Raw genomic sequence first — 15,919 nt, forward strand, 5'->3', positions numbered from 1 at the left:
GAATTACCCCGAGAGCAGGTCCGGTTTCACGAGCAGCAGCAGGCCGAGCCCGATCATGACTGCCCCGCTGATCAGTTTCAACCACCGCCCTTCGCGTTCCTCCAGCTTGTGGCGGCTCAGGGTGATCACCGCGATCGTCACCATCAACGCGTCATCGAAAATGTAGGCCGCGTTGTAGAGGGCAAGGTAGCCATAATATTGCCAGGTGGCGAGCGCCTGCGTGCTGAGAATGTGCGTGTAGAGTGCGGGAAATCCGGCGGTACACAGCAGCTCGACCACGTTCACCAGCCCGGCCAGGATCACGATCCCGATCAGGGCGCCGGTGAGATTTTCCGCCTGAACGATCCGGCGCAGCCGCGCATAGAGCCCCGGTTTGGCCGCGGCCGGAATACTCAACGACAACCCCTGCCGGAAGGCGAAGAAATCTTTCACGTTGACCGCGCCGATTAGGATCGCCACGCCGCCCAGCGTGAGTTGGACCGTACGGGAGAGGCCCACGATGAGAAACATATTCAGCCAGGCGGCCATGAAGATAAAATACAGCAACCCGCTCATCAGGACGAAGGTGCCGGCCACGAGCGACATCTTGACGCGGTCCTGCAATGAGACCAGGAGCGACAGGAGAAACAACAGCACCCACATCGCGCAGGGATTGAAGCCGTCGAGAAGCCCGATGGCCAGCGTGAAGAGGGGGAGGCCGATGTCCGGATAACTGAGGCGGCCGAACCAGGGGAGCAGGATGCTGTCTTCTCCGGCGGAGGTGTGATCTGCAGGCGTGCTGCAGGCCGGTTGTGTCGGGCGGCAGGCGGACAACGGTTCGGAATCCAGGGAGGGAGCCGCCCGATCAAGGAGTGCAAGCAGGCGGGTGCCGGTGGTCCCGGCATCTTGATAGCCGATGATCAATTCGCCTTGCAGATAAAAAGCCGGAACGCCGATCAGCGTCACCGCCTGCCGCCTTGCCAACGTCTCTAAACGGGTGAGCGCGGTCTGATCCTGACCGACATCCCGAACCAGAATGTGCAGGGCGGGGCGACGTTGCCGAAGCTCGCGAAGAAATGCCTTGGCGGCTTCGCAATGCGGACAGCCGGCGCGGACGAAGACTTCCACGTCCGCAGTCGGTTCGGAGGCGTGAACAGACACCTCTGAACCGAGGAGCCACAGGCAGACGAACACGAGGCCTGCGTAAAGAATCCTCCGCCGACGCATCGCTGTGCCTGTGGCGCCTATCGGCTAGCTGACGAAGTCCGGTGTTGCGACCGATCGGATATAGGACAAGACGTCCAGCATCTGTTGGTCGGTCAGTTTGCCTCGATACCCATGCATGGGGCTGAAGAGCGCTCCGTTCGCGATCGTGATCAGCAGTTCCCAATCGGTTTTGGCGCGCGAGTTGACGGATTGAAAATTCGCGGGCCTCACAATCAGGTATTGGCCGTCGGGCCCGGCCCCGTCCAGTTTGTCTCCGTGGCAACGCAGACATTGTTTTTCATAAATGGCCTGTCCGTCGCGCGGATTGCCCCGGTTGGTTTGTGCGGTGGCCCAGGTGCTGCCCAGGATGACGAGGCAAACGGCAGAAAGAATGCTGAACGTTTTCATGCGCAGGCTCCTTTATGGTTCGGCGCAGTGCGCCGGATTGGTCACAGACTCATCGGACGATCAAGACCGGACAGGGCACGTGGTGCAGGAGGGCGTGGGAGATGCTTCCCAGGAGAAATCGCTCCAGCCCCTTGCGTCCATGGGAACCGATGACCAGAAGATCCGCCGACTTGGCGCGCTCCGTCAGGATGTCGGTCGGATCGCCGACGGTCACCTGGGTGCCGACCGTATAGCGGTGATTCATGACCGAGGCGGCCAAATTCTTCACCAGGTCTTCGGCCGAGCGTACGGCGATCCCGGTCCAATCCTGCAGCGGAAACAGGCTGAATGGATCGGTGGACGGAATCTGCCGTACGACGCTCACGATAGTGAGATCGACCGGATTCTTGAACGGATGGCTGAGGAGCCAGGCCTTGATCCGGGCGCCATCCTCATGTCCTTCGACGGCGACCGTCACGCGCTTGACCGGCCCCTCGCGCTCCTTCACGATCAAGGTCGTGCAGTCTGCATGGAGTGCGACGCGATGGGAGACGCTGCCGAGGACGAATTCGCCGACGCGTCCCCGCCCGCGCGCACCGATCACGATCAGGTCTGCATGCGTTTCCCGCGCCTTGTCTAGAATCAGCGAGGCCGGTTTGCCGAATTCGCACACCCGTGTGACGGCGAGGCCCTCGGAGGGCAGCAGGGTGGAGGTGTGGTCGAGCAACTGTTCTCCCGCTTTCTCCATGGCCTTCCGGAATTCGTCGTACCCCTGCATGTTGCTCACTTCTGCGACGATCGGATACTGAAACATGCCCAAGTCGATCCCATGCACCAGGATGACCTCGTGCAGATCGTACAGATAGGAAACTTCACGAACGGCTGCGAACGCCTGTTCCGACCAGTCGAGTGCGATCAGGGCACGCATAAGACTCCTTTCGCCGGCAGGATGCTGAAACAGTCCTCCACCCTCGCTCCCGTCACTCGTGAAGCGTGAAGCGTATCTCATCGGAGTCGGAGCCTATGGCTCGTGGCCTAGAGCTGAGAGTTGCGACGCCCACACTCGATTTCCGGCTATAGGCTATGAGCTGGATACCATACGCCCTTTTCCGCGGACAAGAGGCGAACGACCTTTCACGAACGACGGACGAAGCCGGCGGAATGCTTGAGCCCCCTGCGAAGAGATTCATCAGTCTTCCCCTACGCCGTGCTCTTGGATCACGCAGGATCTATGCACAGCTGTTCTGCAGCCGCCTAGAACAACGGGTGCGGTGACGTGCCGAATGGCATGAACCGCGGGGAATCGCCGACGTTGCCGCGAATGCGCCACTGCCCGTCATCGAGCGTCATGTAGTGCACTTCTTCATACCAACTGTCGATCGGCACACGTAACCCGCCGGTTTTCGACAGGCCCGACAAACTACCTGTACAGGTGACCTCGATGATGGTCTTGGAGCCGGATCCGACTCTGATCATCCGGGAAAAGTGATGGGTATCGGACAGTTCCCGGAATTCGTCGAACAGGTTGATCCAGACCTTCCGCATGTCGGCCTTCTTCAGTCCGTGATAATTGTACTGCTCCGAATACAGGGCCATGATGCCGTCCACGTCGCCGGCACGAAGCGCCTGTTCGGCTTGCCTGAAGGTTGCCAGCACGTGATCGACGGTGGCCTGATCGAGGTCTGCTGCCGCTCCGGGAAGGAGCTGCATCTCGGCGGTTGCCGGAGACCATGTCAGGGTGACCATCAGAAGTCCGCCGATGAGAAACCTGCTCCATCGATCCCACGTCCGTTCCCCTCCACCCATGACCACTCCTTCTTGCCGATGGTGCGGTTGCCTACCCGACCCAGGTGACGCGGATAAAATCTTCATCCTTATCGTATTGCAGTTCCAATTCGCCGTGATGCGCATGTTTCAGCGCTTCGCCGATTCGTCTCGGTAAGTGGGTATCGGTCGTGAGAACGACAAGCCCCTCTGCCCGGTTCTCGATCGTCATGATGCGGGCCAGCGGGTATTCCTTTTTTTCCTGCGCCTCGGCGTTATGGATCAGGCCCATGACTTGGTCCCGGTGCTGGTCTTTGTAGGCTCCCTTGAGCGTGACGAACCCTTTCGGGTTTTTGTCTTCGATGCGCAGACAAGCCGGACAGACGATCTCATCGGCCCCCGCCGGTTTGGGTCCCCAGGTCCAGCGCCCCTTATGGAACAGCGCCCCGCAGGTCTTGCAGACCGTGGGCTCCTTCAACTTCCCCGGCATCTTGTAGGTGTCGTGTTGACCTTCCTGCACGAATCGATCGCGGCGCGCGGCGTGGCCGCCTTCAGTTTGTTTGTTCATCGGTGCGATTCCTTTTCTGTGCCGGGTCATCCGCTCTGTGGCCCGCACTGTGATGTTACGATCGGTTGATAGACGCTTCTTCCGCCAGGTTGAGATATTGCAGCACCTCACGGTCTTCGACCTGTTCGAAGTCCCGATAGAAGTTACCGACGGCATAAAACGGATCCGGTACCCGCAGCACGATCAATTGGTCGACCAGTTTTCGCGCCTCCTCCACGGTCGAGTGCGGGCCCACCGGAATGGCCCCGATCACGCGACGCGGGTTTCCCTGGCGGGCGGTCGCAACGGAGGCAAAGAACGTCGCGCCTGTAGCGAGACCGTCATCGACGAGAATCACGGTCCGGTCCTTCAGGTCGGGGAACGGGCGTCCCTGCCGGTACAGGGCGACACGCCTGGTGACTTCCTTTTGCTGCGCCTGCACGGCGGCTGAAAGTTGTCGTTCTGTGAGCGACAAGCCGACGAGCGCCTCTCGATTCCAATAGACGGCGCCTGTTTCGCTGACGGCTCCCAGGGCATATTCAGGATTACCGGGCGCGCCGATTTTTCGCGTAATGAGCACATCAAGCGGCAGATGCAGGGCCAGGCTCAATTGATAGGCCACTGCCACTCCTCCGCGCGGCAACGCGAGGAGAATGGCGGTGGGATCGCTGCGAAAGGGGATCAATTCCTGTGCGAGGAGTTCTCCGGCTTCTTCACGGTTCTTGAACATGACCCTCTACTCCCACTGCCGTTTGCCCTGCATGCTGTGGCCCGAACGGGGCTACCACAGTCCGCCCGTGACCCCTACGCCGATCAGGAACAGTGCCACGACGATCACCAGGACGATCAGCCACCGGTGATGGTGTGTTGCACCCTCGGGATGCCAATGGATTTCCCAGGGGATGTCCAGGTATCGAGGATGTCGGAACATGGCAGGCTCCTTCCGTTTAGGACACCTTCACGTCGATCGATTTCGGCTTGGCTTTCTCCGATTTCGGGAGATGCACTTTGAGGACGCCGTCTTTGTATTCCGCCGCGACCTTGCTGCCGTCGGCATCTTCCGGCAGGGTGAAGCTGCGCAAGAAGCTGCCGTACGCGCGTTCTACGCGATGATATTTCTTGTCTTTTTCTTCCTTCTCGTATTTGCGCTCGCCGGAGATCGCGAGCACATTGTCCTGCACCGTGAGTTTCACGTCTTCCTTCTTGACCTCGGGCAGTTCCGCCTTGATCAGATATTCCTTGTCGTCTTCGGTGATGTCGACCAAGGGAGACCATTCCGCGACCGAAATCGACTCCTTCTGGCCTTCCGCTTTGGTCGGTGTCCGACCCCAGAGGGCGGACAAGCGCTGTTCCATGTCCTCAAGTTCCCGCCATGGATTCAACTGTCTCCGAAATGGTTCCCAACGGGTGAGTCCACTCATGGTCAGGTCTCCTTTACGGTCTGGGTAGGTGGAGCGTGAACCCTGTCCTGTCATACGTTCAAGATGGTGTTCCGGAACCGTCATTCTGCATTGGCACTGTTGCAGACTCGATGCCAGCGGAATATGCGGTGGGTATTCAGGGGGGAGGTGCGAAAGTTCACTTGCTTAGGAGCATGGGCAGGCGGTTTCGATCGTCGACCATGCTGCGGGGTGGGGCGTTACGGGACAGCGGTCGGGGGCCGCAATGGTGCCAATTACCTCATTGATTTCAATCCGGCCATGGTTACCCAATGAATGAAGGGAAATGAAGGGAGGTGGATCCAGGATAAGGTCGAAACCCCCGCTTCCGTGCCGCGTCAGTGGGTTCGGGGGTCGCTCCTGTCGCAATTTCGGGGTCCGGTCCGAAGGGACGCGCTTCCATCTCGGTGCCAGTAGGAGGCACGGCTCGCACAAGGAGCCCGATGAATGGGAAGCGCGGGACATCCAGGTTGTGTGACTCGCCGGGATGTCCGGAGGGATTCCGCTCAGTGGGCAGGCCTGATCTCCACACGGGAGCGGGTTTTTTAGCGGAAAGATGAAGGGAGCGGACAGGGGATCCGCTTGCGGGGCAGAGGGTTTTGAGGAGTGTTAAGCGGGTGTGGGAAGGAGAGCATGTGTTCTCCTCGTGGCGATTTACCATAGGTCATCAGAAGTCATGTCACGCGCATTGAAGTCGAGAGGGGCTCTGCGCTCTCCGTTTTCCCATCCGAGCTTCCGAACTGACCTTCAGCGCAGCGTGAAAGTCTTTCTCTCAGGAAAGTGACCCTTGTTTCGCGGGTGGTTGTCGCAAGGTTCTAGAGGGTGAGGTGCGGCATTGTGGTAGAGGGCCAGATGAGAAAGGGGATCGCTTTTTCATTCCTGGACGAGTCGTATGATCGGGCAACGTTGGTAGAGAATCAGAGCAATACTAAGCAGATGCCCTCAAGGGAGAGCGGAGGAAAAAGTTGCGATGTAGCATCCAGCTGCACGAGGAGGGAGGTATAGGCGCTGCGAATGAGAAAAGTGTGTGTTGCATCCGACTCAAGGGCAACTCATGGTGGCCGGATCATAGAGGAGTTCTCCAGGGTCGGCGGTGATAGTCGGGGTCACTACCAACCAGAGGAGGGTATTATGAAACGGTCGGGTCACGCATGTCGTGGGTTTTTGGTTCCCTTCGCATTGAGTGTGGTGTCGCTCGCGGGAATAGCTCCCGGCATCCCGACACTCGCTCAAGCTGATGAAGGCAAGATAGAGGTTGTTATCAAGGACGATGGATATCATGTGAAAGGGCATACGACACCTGGCGCGCTGACGAGAATCATTCTTCGCAACGAAGGGTCTATGACGCACGGATTCAGCTCGCGAATTTTAAAAGATGTGCAGGTTCGCAAAGAAGGGGATACGAGGGAGGTCGTCGCCCACGGGGTAAAGTCATTCCACGTGGATGCGGGAAAAATCGCGACGCTGGTTTTCACCAAACCGGTCAAACATGATCCGTCGACCGGCATTAGTGAAACCGAACAGTATGCGTTCTGGTGTGATCTGCACCCGCAAATGAGGGGTGAGTTTCTGATCGTTGAGACCAGGGGGGAAGTGGGTGGCGGGTGAGACGTTGAAGGATCAGTCGTGTCACAGTTTGCGAAGGACGGTGCTCGTGAATCGCAGGGGGAGAGAGGGCGTCTTGGGGCGCCCTCTCTTTTATTTTCGGCGTGAGAGGAGAACCGGATGTTCGGGGCCTGTCCCGTCGGAGAAAGAACGGGCGGGCAGCAGGTGAGGAGGCGCTGTTTTCATTCTGCCGCTCTGGACACAGACCTTCCCTATGTCAGAAAAGCCTTTCGAACCTTGAGGAGGAAGGCATCGGCCAGTTCCGGACGGGCCTGTTGGGAGCAGGTGCGGAGTCGCCGCGCCGCTTCTGCGGTCCAGTGTTCTCCCATGTCGATGACCTCGCCGGGGCGAAAGTGCCCGGCTTTGATCCTGGCCACGGCTTCACCCACCGGGGTTTCCGAAATTCTGATGCTGAACGTCCCCCGTTCCAACAATTCACAGAGGTTGAAGAGCACCCGCACATAGGCCGCCGCGTATTTGGCGGGCCGTCCATCCTTTTTCTCCAACATTTTCTTGCGCTGGTTGTCGCAGTAGTTGAGGAACGACTCATAGGCCGCCTGCGCCGACCAGAGACGCGGAAAGAGTTGGCGTAGCTCCGCGCCCCAATCATCCATCGTCACCACCGGCGCCACCAGTGTTTCGAGCACCAGGGGATGACCCTGCAGGGCCAATTGGAGAAAGTGCCCGATCTCCCAGGACGTTTCGTCCGCTTCCTCCTTCATCATCCTCGTGCCCTGATACTTAAACCCGACACGAAACAGTTCGGCGGTGGGCAGGACGAAGACACTGCGGTAGTCCTTGTCGCTTTCGGGACCGGCCAGGCCGTGGGCGTGCGAACCGACCACCACTTTCAAAATGCAGGCATCGGTCGACGACGTAGCTGCGTCTCTCATGATCGCGCGGCGGAGAGTTGGGTAAGACAGCCGTTCAAGGTCATGTATTTGGGGTAGTCGGCTTCAGGAATCTCGATATGGAACTCCTTGTGAAGCGCCACCACGAAGTTGAGGAAGTCCATCGAGTCGAGGTCGAGTTGGTCGCGGAAGCTGACATCCGGGCGTAGGGAGGTTGTATCCGCTTCCGGTGCGATCTCACCGAGAAGACGAAGGACCTGGCTGCGCGTTTCGTCTTCCGACGATGGCGTGCTCATAATGATTGGGGCTCCTGTAACAAGCGATCGATCTCAGCCAGGAACAATCCTCCACGGTGGCCGTCCGTGACGCGGTGGTCGGCGGAGAGCGACGCCATGAGAACCGGCCTCGGCACAACCAGGCCATCGGCAACCCAGGGGCGTTCGACGACTTTGCCGAATCCGACCAGCGCGACTTGGGGAGGATAAATGACTCCGAACACAGTTTCCACTCCCTGTTCCCCCAGACTCGTGACGGTAATGGTCGGGTCGGACAGTTCCGAGCTCCGTAACGAACCGGCCCGGGCGCGCTTCACCAGGTCTTGAAAGTTCTGCATCAATTCGCTGAGGCTCAGCCGGTCGGCGTCGTGCAACGCCGGCGCGACCAGTCCACCCTGGCGGAGAGAAATGGCGGTGCCGATATGAATCCGTTCGCTTCGGCTGGCCTCGCCGTCCTTCCACAGCGCGTTGAGTTCGGGAACCCGACGCAGTGCGAAGGCGACCGCTTTGATCAGCAAGACACCGTAGAGAAGACGCTCTGTGACCGGACGCTGCTCGTTCGAGTCCTTCAGCCAGGTGATTGCCCGGCCCATGTCGATGGTGGTGCTGAGGTAATAGTGGGGGATCTCGCGTTTGGATCGGGCCATGGCTGCGGCGATGGTTTGCCGCATGCGTGCCTGGCGGTCGGCGGCACCGACCGGTTTGGCGATGTCCGCCGTCGCCGTGGTGGCTCGCTCAATATCGTCGAGGGTGATGGCTCCTTCCGGGCCGGTTCCCTGCAACGTGTTTGCGTCGATGCCTCGCTCGGTGGCCAGTTTTTTCGCCGCTGGTGAAATCCGCAATCGCCCCGCCTGAGACGGCGCAACGGCTCCGCTCTCCGTTCGAGGGGCGGGCGGAGGGGGGGCCGGTGGAACGGCGACCGTCCGGGGAGAAGCGACACTTGCCGTCGGTCGTCCCTCTTCGCGAATGATCGCCATGACCGTGCCGACCGGGATCTTGTCGCCCGGTCTGGTGATGAGTCGCTCGATGATGCCTGTGAAATGGGATTCGACGTCGATGGCGGCCTTTTCCGTATCGACCTCCGCGATGATCTCGCCCTTGGTGATGCGGTCGCCTTCTTTCTTTTTCCACTGCACCAAGGTGCCGTCGGTCATGTCGGCGCCGAGTGTCGGCATCAGGAATTCAGCCATGATGGAGACTCCGTGAAGCGCGAAAGGTGAAACGTGAAACGTAAAATGGAACGGGCCATGAGTGACAGAGAAACAGCCAAGGCATCGGTTATCCCAGCAACCTGCGAACCGCCTTCACGATCTTGTCCGGCTGCGGCAGCGCCGCCTCTTCCAGATGTTTCGGATAGGGAATTGGGACTTCTTCGCTGCAGACCCGTGCAACCGGGGCATCCAAATCGTAAAACGCACCCTCCATGATCTGCGCGGAGACTTCGGCGGCGAAGCTTCCCGTGCGCCAGGCCTCGTCGATAACCACCGCCCGGTGAGTTTTTCGAACGGAGGTGAGGATGGTGCCGATATCGAGAGGACGCAGGACACGCAGGTCCACGACCTCCGCTTCGATGCCCTCTTGAGCCAATTGTGTGGCAGCGGCCAACGCCTTCCAGAGGCTACCCCCGAATGTGATGAGGCTCACGTCTTTTCCGGGTCGGCGCACCGCAGCGCGGGAAATATCGACTACCGGATGGCTTTCCTCCAATTCGCCTTCCATGGAATAGAGATACGCATGTTCGAAAATAAACACCGGGTCCGGCTCCTGGAGCGCGGTGAGCAACATCCCCCGCGCATCCGTCACAGTGGCGGGCGTCAGGACCGTGATGCCGGGAATGTGCGCATACCAGCCTTCCAGGCTGTGCGAATGTTGCGCCGCCACCTGGCGGCCGGCGCCGGTAGCCATTCGAACGACCAGCGGCACGTTGAACTGACCGCCGGACATGTGCCGGAGCGTTGCCGCGTTGTTAAGAATTTGATCGAGTGCCAGCAGGCTGAAATTCACCGTCATCACTTCCACAATCGGACGCATGCCGCCCAGGGCCGCGCCGATGCCGGCGCCCACGAAGGTGCTTTCCGATAGCGGCGTATCACGAATGCGTTCCGGGCCGAACTCGTCGAGCAATCCTTTGCTGCAGGCATAGGTGCCCCCGTACTTTCCGACATCCTCCCCCATGAGGAACACACGAGGGTCGCGCTGGAGCGCTTCCCGCAATCCCGCCCGAACGGCTTCTCTGTAGGTGATTTTGGTCATAGGTGCCACCGCGAAAGGTGAGACGCGAACCAGCTACGTAGATTCGCCTGACGTTTCACGTCGTACGTCTCACATCCGTGCACACATCCTTGTTGAGATCCTCAATCGGCTCCCAGGGGGCCGCTTCGGCGAAGGCCACGGCTTCCTCGATCTCAGTCGCGATCGCAACCTCTAACTGTTGGAGATCTTCGTCGCGCAGCAATCGGGCCTGACGAAGGGCCTGTTCGAACGTCGCAATCGGGTCCCGACGCTTCCATTCGCTGACCTCGTCCTTGGTCCGATACAGCTCGGCGTCGTACATGGAATGGGCGCGAAAGCGATAGGTCCGGTATTCAAGGAAGTAGGGACCGTTGCCGCTTCTGATCAGCTCCACTGCGCGACCGGTCGCGGCCTCAACCGCCAGCACGTCCATACCGTCGACTGTGTCGGCGCCCATCGCATAGGCCTTCGCCTTGGCGGCAATATCGGGTTGCGATTGATGGCGGGCCAGGGCAGTACCCATCGCATAGAGGTTATTTTCACAGAGAAACAACACCGGGAGTTTCCACAAGGCGGCCAGGTTGAGGGATTCGTGAAACTCGCCCTCCGCCACCGCGCCGTCGCCGAAGTAGCAGCCAGTGACACGCTTGCGACCTTGCATCTTGTCGGCGAGGGCCAGGCCGACGGCCACGGGTAATCCACCGGCCACGATGGCCAGGCCTCCGTAAAACCGCCGGGAGGCATCGAAGAAATGCATCGAGCCTCCGCGTCCGCGCGCGCAACCGGCGGCTTTCCCATACAGCTCTGCCATCAGCTGCCTCATCGATGTGCCGCGGACCAGCGCATGGCCATGTTCCCGATAGGTGGCGACGATCGCGTCCTCGTTGGTGAACGACGGGATGGAGCCGGCAGCCACGGCCTCTTCACCGATGTACAGATGGAGAAAGCCGTGGATCTTTCCGAGCTGATACAGTTCCGCGGTCCGTTCCTCAAAGCGTCGGATCCGTATCATGTGTCGCAACAGCTCTAGGCCTCGTTCGCGTGTCAAGGAGGGTGTCATGTCGTCTCTCTTTTCCCCCAGCGCGCTGTCGGCAATCAGCGTTCAGCTTGAGACGAATTTCTCTTTCCGATGCTGACTGCTCCTCGCTCATGCTTCCAACGTCGAGGTATCGCCTTCCGGCAACCCGAGTTCGCGCGCCTTCAGCAGGCGTCGCATGATTTTTCCGCTTCGCGTTTTCGGCAGGGTCGGGAGAAAGGCGATCTCTTTCGGCGCCACGGCTGCGCCCAGGCGCGTCCGCGCGAAACCGAGTAGCTCACGCCGCAATGCGTCACTCGCCTCATAGCCATCTTTCAACGACACAAACGCCTTCACGATCTCCATGGCGACGGGGTCCGGCTTGCCGATCACCGCGGCTTCCGCCACCGCCTTGTGTTCGATCAACACGCTTTCGACTTCGAACGGACCGATGAGATGGCCTGAGGTTTTGATGACGTCATCCGCCCGACCAACAAACCAGAAATACCCGTCGGCATCTTTCTTGGCCACATCGCCGGTCAGGTACCAGCCGCTTGCGAAACACTTCTTGTACCGCTCCGGCTCGTTCCAATAGCCGCGAAACATCGAGGGCCAGCCGGGGCGTAGCGCCAATTCTCCCTGCACATCCGGTTCGTTCAGCACCTCCACGCCTCCGGACTCAGCCGTTTTCACGATACGGGCTTCGATTCCCGGCAGCGGTCGTCCCATCGAACCGGGCCGGACATCCATCGCCGCATAGTTGGCGATCATGATGCCGCCGGTTTCGGTCTGCCACCAGTTGTCGTGGAACGGGCGGCCGAAGGCCTTTTCTCCCCAGACGACGGCTTCAGGATTGAGGGGTTCCCCCACGCTGGCGAGAAAGCGCAATTGGCGCAGGTCGTACTTCCGCACGAGATCCACACCGATTTTCATCATCATACGAATGGCCGTCGGCGCCGTATACCAGACGGAGATCCGGTGGTCCTGTAGGATCCCATACCAACGTTCGGCATCGAAATCCGCTTCGTCCACAATGCTGGTCAGCCCATTCGTCAGCGGCGCGATGATGCCGTAGGACGTGCCGGTGACCCAGCCAGGGTCGGCGGTGCACCAGAAGATGTCCGCCGGATGGAAATCGAGCGCAAGTTTGCCTGTGATGTGGTGGGCCGCCACGGCGCCATGCACGTGGAGGGCCCCCTTGGGTGTTCCGGTGGTACCGCTGGTGAAATGCAGGAGGGCCGCGTCTTCCGGATCGGTAGGGCCGATTCGATAGATACCTGAGTGCTGTTCGAGTAACTGATGGAAGTTCTGCGTCCCGGGAATGGCGGTTGGACGTTGTTCCTGGCCGATGAGCAGGACATGCTCAAGATGGGGCAGCGTCTCCCGGATGCCGGCCACCTTGCGCTGATAGAGCGATTCGGTGGTGACCAGCACCTTGGCCTGGCCGATCGTAAGCCGGGCGCGAATGGGCTCCGGCCCGAAGGCTGAGAAGAGCGGGCAGAAGAGGGCGCGATGTTTCAGCGTGCCGAGTGCCGTGATGTAGAGTTCTGGAATACGACCGGCGAGGACGAACACCCGGTCGCCTTTCACGACGCCGAGCCCCTGCAGTGTATTGGCAAAACGATTGGTCAGGTCGTCGAGGCGCGAATAGGAATAGTCCTCGACCTGCCCGCTTTTCCCCAGCCACCGGATGGCGGTCTGTTGTCCGGGCGGGCCGGTTGCATGCCGCACCACCGCTTCATGGGCGATGTTGAGTCCCTGCCCATCGGGCAGGCCATCCAGTTCGGCGCGCGCCTGCTCCCATGAAAAGTCTTTTCGCACCGACTCGTAATCGTGGAGATTCGGGATCGTCTCCCAGTCTCGCCTCGATTTGATGATGGGGTTCCACGGCATTGTGCGGTTCACACTCCTCGGACAGACTCCGAGCATGCGTTCTGCAAGGCATAGACCATCGACGCCCGTGAAGGCCGGATCGGAAAGCGAGGGAAATCACGGTGGTTAGTGAGCCGCAGGCGGGGACAGTCGATGGCCCACCTGTAGCATTATTCACCAGTGGTAAGAGGAGGGTCGTGGATAATCGCGCCAAGCAAGACGAGATCAGGGTGTTGATCATGGGAGCCGCCGGGCGGGATTTCCATAACTTCAACGTGCTGTTTCGCGGCAATCCTGACTATCGGGTCGTAGGGTTCACCGCCGCGCAGATTCCCAACATCGACGACCGGCTCTATCCCCCGGCGTTGGCCGGCGCCTTGTATCCTTCCGGTATCCCGATCCATGCGGAACAGGAGCTCGATTGCTTGATCAGGACCCAGCACGTTGAGCGGGTCGTCTTTTCGTACAGTGATGTCTCCCATGAAGCGCTCATGCAGCATGCCTCCCGCGTGATGGCGGCAGGAGCGGACTTCTGGCTGGCGGGCCCGCAGTCCACGATGCTTCCGGCCAAGAAGCCGGTGGTGTCGATCTGCGCGACGCGCACGGGAGCGGGCAAGAGTCCTGTGGCCCGCCGGGTCGTCTCGATTCTGAAAGGGGAAGGGCTGCGGGTTGCCACGGTGCGGCATCCGATGCCCTACGGCAATCTTGAGCAACAGGCGGTACAGCGGTTTGCTGCTCTGGAGGACTTGGACGCGGCGGCCTGCACCATTGAAGAGCGGGAGGAGTACGAACCCCATCTCGCGCAGGGCGGGACGGTCTATGCGGGAGTGGATTACGAACGGATTCTCCGGGAGGTCGAAGATCAGGCCGATGTCATTGTATGGGACGGGGGCAACAACGACTGGTCGTTTTTTGTGCCGGACCTCGAACTCGTACTTGTCGATCCGCATCGGGCCGGGGAGCCGCCGTATTTCCCGGGGGAGGTGAATCTCATCCGGGCGGATGTGGTGGTGCTGACCAAGCTGGATACCGCGACGCCCGAACAGGTGGATGCGGCGCGTCGATCCATTGAAACCGTGAATCCCCGGGCGGCGCTCGTGGAGACCGCCATGCCGCCCAAAGTCGATCATCCGGACAGGATTACCGGCAGACGCGTGCTCGTTGTCGAAGACGGCCCTACATTGACGCATGGCGGTATGGCCTTCGGCGCCGGTGGTCTAGTGGCCCGGCGGTATGAAGCCGGTTGCCTGGTGGATCCGAGGCCCTACGCAGCGGGGAGTCTCAATCGCACCTTCCGGCAGTATCCGCATCTGGGGCCGCTCCTTCCCGCGATGGGGTACGGGCCTGAGCAGGTCCGCGAACTGGAGGAAACGATCGAACGGGTGGAGTGCGACCTCGTGGTCATCGCCACACCGATGGATTTACGGCGACTCATTCGGATTACGAAGCCGACGGTGCGGGTGAGTTATGACGTGGAGGACCGGGGCCGCCCGACGTTGACGGACGTGATGCAAGGTGTCATCGACAGGGCGAAACAATCATGAATCCTTTTCGCGGCGCCACACTCCAATAGGCAACAGGAGATGGAAGGCCGCTTCAACGAACAAACGAGAAGGAGAGATATATGGTGACGCACCCGACACATATTGCTCAGGATCGATGCCATCGCTGCGGAGGCTTGATGGTTCGGGAGGAGATTCGCGAGGTGAACCAGGTCGGTTTGCGTTGCGTAATGTGCGGGGAACACATCGATCCGCTCATCCTCGAACATCGCCGGAAGATGCGCACACCCGAAGGGGCTCGCCAGCTGTTGGCCAAGGGCGAAAAAGCCGGGATGAACTAGTCGATCCGCACCGTTATGAGGCCGGCCGCTTTCGTCGTCGATGGCGGCGAGTCGCGGAGACCAGGAGTTGCTTGATGCGATAGGCCGGCTCAACCAGCCCGAGACCGAGAAAACTGGGCGTGAGCAGGGGTTCGGAGTTTTTCTTGCCTTCGACGTACAAGTCGACCTGTCTGCCCCCGGCCAGCAGGGGCAAGCTCTGAATCCTGGCCTGGGTCACGATGCCGAGCAGGGTGACCGCCCCTCCCGCAGTGAGATGCCCCTCCCGATCCATGGCGGTGGGAAGCCGGAAGACCGGTCCCCCGCTGTTGCCGGGAAACACGTGGCTATCGATAAGAAAGACCTCTGAGCCAGGGCGGGCGGGCGAGACCCAGGAGACGATGCCCTGGCGGACAATTGCGCGCGGTGAATCGGGAATATCGAACGCCGCCGGATAGCCGAGCACCATGATGGGGACGCCCTCATAGAGGTCCGCTGTCGTGGCAATGTCCATCCAGGCGATGGAGGAGGGGCCGCTCGGTTTCGGTTGTCGCATGGTCAAGGGCAGCGGAAGGCAGGCGAGATCCACGGCCTTGTCCGGATGGGGATACCAGCAGCGCCGTCCGGCCTTGGTGAGTTGAATCGGAATCTCCACACCCTGTTTCAGGCCACGGCGATGAATGTGCGGAAAGACGATGCCCAGCGTGGAGGGTTTCCAGTTTTCGGTCGGGTCGAGAAACACATGCCTGGCGGTGACCAACCAGCAGTCCTGCCTGCGGGGTCCGTGCAACGAGAAGAGCACACCGGTGCCGACCACGGCGAAGAATTTCTTGGTTGAAACCCGGCCGGTGCGAGACCGTACGTCGGCTTCTTGAATCGCCCCGATTGCCACCGTCGCAGCCCGCCAGCGATCGATCCATCCAGCCAT

At 60.3% G+C, this 15,919-nt stretch carries 18 protein-coding genes; 3 read left to right on the plus strand and 15 right to left on the minus strand.

The features are described 5' to 3' along the window. Positions 1-3: 3 nt before the first annotated feature. The 8 genes from H8K11_11620 to H8K11_11655 all read right to left on the minus strand — a co-directional run bounded on the left by H8K11_11620 (position 4) and on the right by H8K11_11655 (position 5,304). On the minus strand, positions 4-1,206 hold the full coding sequence (locus H8K11_11620; GenBank protein ID MCS6264394.1) for an NrdH-redoxin: 1,203 nt from the start codon (positions 1,204-1,206) through the stop codon (positions 4-6). Between the two features lie 24 nt (positions 1,207-1,230). Beyond that, complete coding sequence (locus H8K11_11625; protein MCS6264395.1) at positions 1,231-1,593, minus strand: cytochrome c; 363 nt, start codon at positions 1,591-1,593, stop codon at positions 1,231-1,233. A 49-nt stretch (positions 1,594-1,642) separates the two neighbouring features. After that, a complete protein-coding gene (locus H8K11_11630) occupies positions 1,643-2,500 on the minus strand; it encodes a universal stress protein (protein MCS6264396.1) in 858 nt (285 codons plus the stop codon). A gap of 326 nt (positions 2,501-2,826) precedes the next feature. Further along, on the minus strand, positions 2,827-3,378 hold the full coding sequence (locus tag H8K11_11635) for a nuclear transport factor 2 family protein (GenBank protein MCS6264397.1): 552 nt from the start codon (positions 3,376-3,378) through the stop codon (positions 2,827-2,829). 31 nt (positions 3,379-3,409) lie between these two features. Next, positions 3,410-3,904: an ATPase gene (locus H8K11_11640; GenBank protein ID MCS6264398.1), complete on the minus strand. Its 495-nt coding sequence runs from the start codon at positions 3,902-3,904 to the stop codon at positions 3,410-3,412. 55 nt (positions 3,905-3,959) lie between these two features. Then, positions 3,960-4,613 (minus strand): phosphoribosyltransferase, encoded by a 654-nt coding sequence (locus H8K11_11645; GenBank protein ID MCS6264399.1) that lies wholly within the window; start codon positions 4,611-4,613, stop codon positions 3,960-3,962. Between the two features lie 51 nt (positions 4,614-4,664). Further along, the gene (locus H8K11_11650; protein MCS6264400.1) at positions 4,665-4,814 is read right to left on the minus strand and encodes a hypothetical protein; all 150 of its coding nucleotides are present in this window, start codon (positions 4,812-4,814) and stop codon (positions 4,665-4,667) included. Positions 4,815-4,830: 16 nt separating this feature from the next. After that, positions 4,831-5,304 (minus strand): Hsp20/alpha crystallin family protein, encoded by a 474-nt coding sequence (locus H8K11_11655; protein MCS6264401.1) that lies wholly within the window; start codon positions 5,302-5,304, stop codon positions 4,831-4,833. Between the two features lie 1,149 nt (positions 5,305-6,453). Here H8K11_11655 and H8K11_11660 point away from each other — a divergent pair. Continuing rightward, positions 6,454-6,930, plus strand: coding sequence for a hypothetical protein (locus tag H8K11_11660; GenBank protein ID MCS6264402.1), 477 nt, complete (start codon positions 6,454-6,456; stop codon positions 6,928-6,930). A 209-nt stretch (positions 6,931-7,139) separates the two neighbouring features. Here the strand turns inward: H8K11_11660 and H8K11_11665 are convergent, their stop codons facing one another. The 6 genes from H8K11_11665 to acsA all read right to left on the minus strand — a co-directional run bounded on the left by H8K11_11665 (position 7,140) and on the right by acsA (position 13,193). After that, on the minus strand, positions 7,140-7,820 hold the full coding sequence (locus H8K11_11665) for a nucleotidyltransferase domain-containing protein (GenBank protein MCS6264403.1): 681 nt from the start codon (positions 7,818-7,820) through the stop codon (positions 7,140-7,142). Then, the gene (locus H8K11_11670) at positions 7,817-8,074 is read right to left on the minus strand and encodes an acyl carrier protein (GenBank protein ID MCS6264404.1); all 258 of its coding nucleotides are present in this window, start codon (positions 8,072-8,074) and stop codon (positions 7,817-7,819) included. The genes H8K11_11665 and H8K11_11670 overlap by 4 nt, the downstream gene beginning before the upstream one ends. Beyond that, the gene (locus H8K11_11675; protein MCS6264405.1) at positions 8,071-9,243 is read right to left on the minus strand and encodes a 2-oxo acid dehydrogenase subunit E2; all 1,173 of its coding nucleotides are present in this window, start codon (positions 9,241-9,243) and stop codon (positions 8,071-8,073) included. Before H8K11_11675 ends, H8K11_11670 begins: the two co-directional genes overlap by 4 nt. An 88-nt stretch (positions 9,244-9,331) precedes the next feature. Continuing rightward, the gene (locus H8K11_11680) at positions 9,332-10,306 is read right to left on the minus strand and encodes an alpha-ketoacid dehydrogenase subunit beta (GenBank protein ID MCS6264406.1); all 975 of its coding nucleotides are present in this window, start codon (positions 10,304-10,306) and stop codon (positions 9,332-9,334) included. A 55-nt stretch (positions 10,307-10,361) separates the two neighbouring features. Then, complete coding sequence (pdhA, locus tag H8K11_11685) at positions 10,362-11,345, minus strand: pyruvate dehydrogenase (acetyl-transferring) E1 component subunit alpha (GenBank protein ID MCS6264407.1); 984 nt, start codon at positions 11,343-11,345, stop codon at positions 10,362-10,364. 87 nt (positions 11,346-11,432) lie between these two features. Then, on the minus strand, positions 11,433-13,193 hold the full coding sequence (gene acsA, locus H8K11_11690) for an acetate--CoA ligase (protein MCS6264408.1): 1,761 nt from the start codon (positions 13,191-13,193) through the stop codon (positions 11,433-11,435). A gap of 218 nt (positions 13,194-13,411) precedes the next feature. Here acsA and H8K11_11695 point away from each other — a divergent pair, with 218 nt between their 5' ends. Further along, entirely contained in the window at positions 13,412-14,716 is a 1,305-nt protein-coding gene (locus tag H8K11_11695) for a GTPase (protein MCS6264409.1), read from the plus strand. An 80-nt stretch (positions 14,717-14,796) separates the two neighbouring features. Further along, positions 14,797-15,015 (plus strand): hypothetical protein, encoded by a 219-nt coding sequence (locus tag H8K11_11700; protein ID MCS6264410.1) that lies wholly within the window; start codon positions 14,797-14,799, stop codon positions 15,013-15,015. A gap of 13 nt (positions 15,016-15,028) precedes the next feature. On the opposite strand, the gene H8K11_11705 is transcribed toward H8K11_11700, so the two are convergent. Beyond that, positions 15,029-15,919 (minus strand): trypsin-like peptidase domain-containing protein, encoded by an 891-nt coding sequence (locus H8K11_11705; protein ID MCS6264411.1) that lies wholly within the window; start codon positions 15,917-15,919, stop codon positions 15,029-15,031.

Source organism: Nitrospira sp., assembly GCA_024998565.1.
Classification (GTDB): Bacteria; Nitrospirota; Nitrospiria; order Nitrospirales; family Nitrospiraceae; genus Nitrospira_A.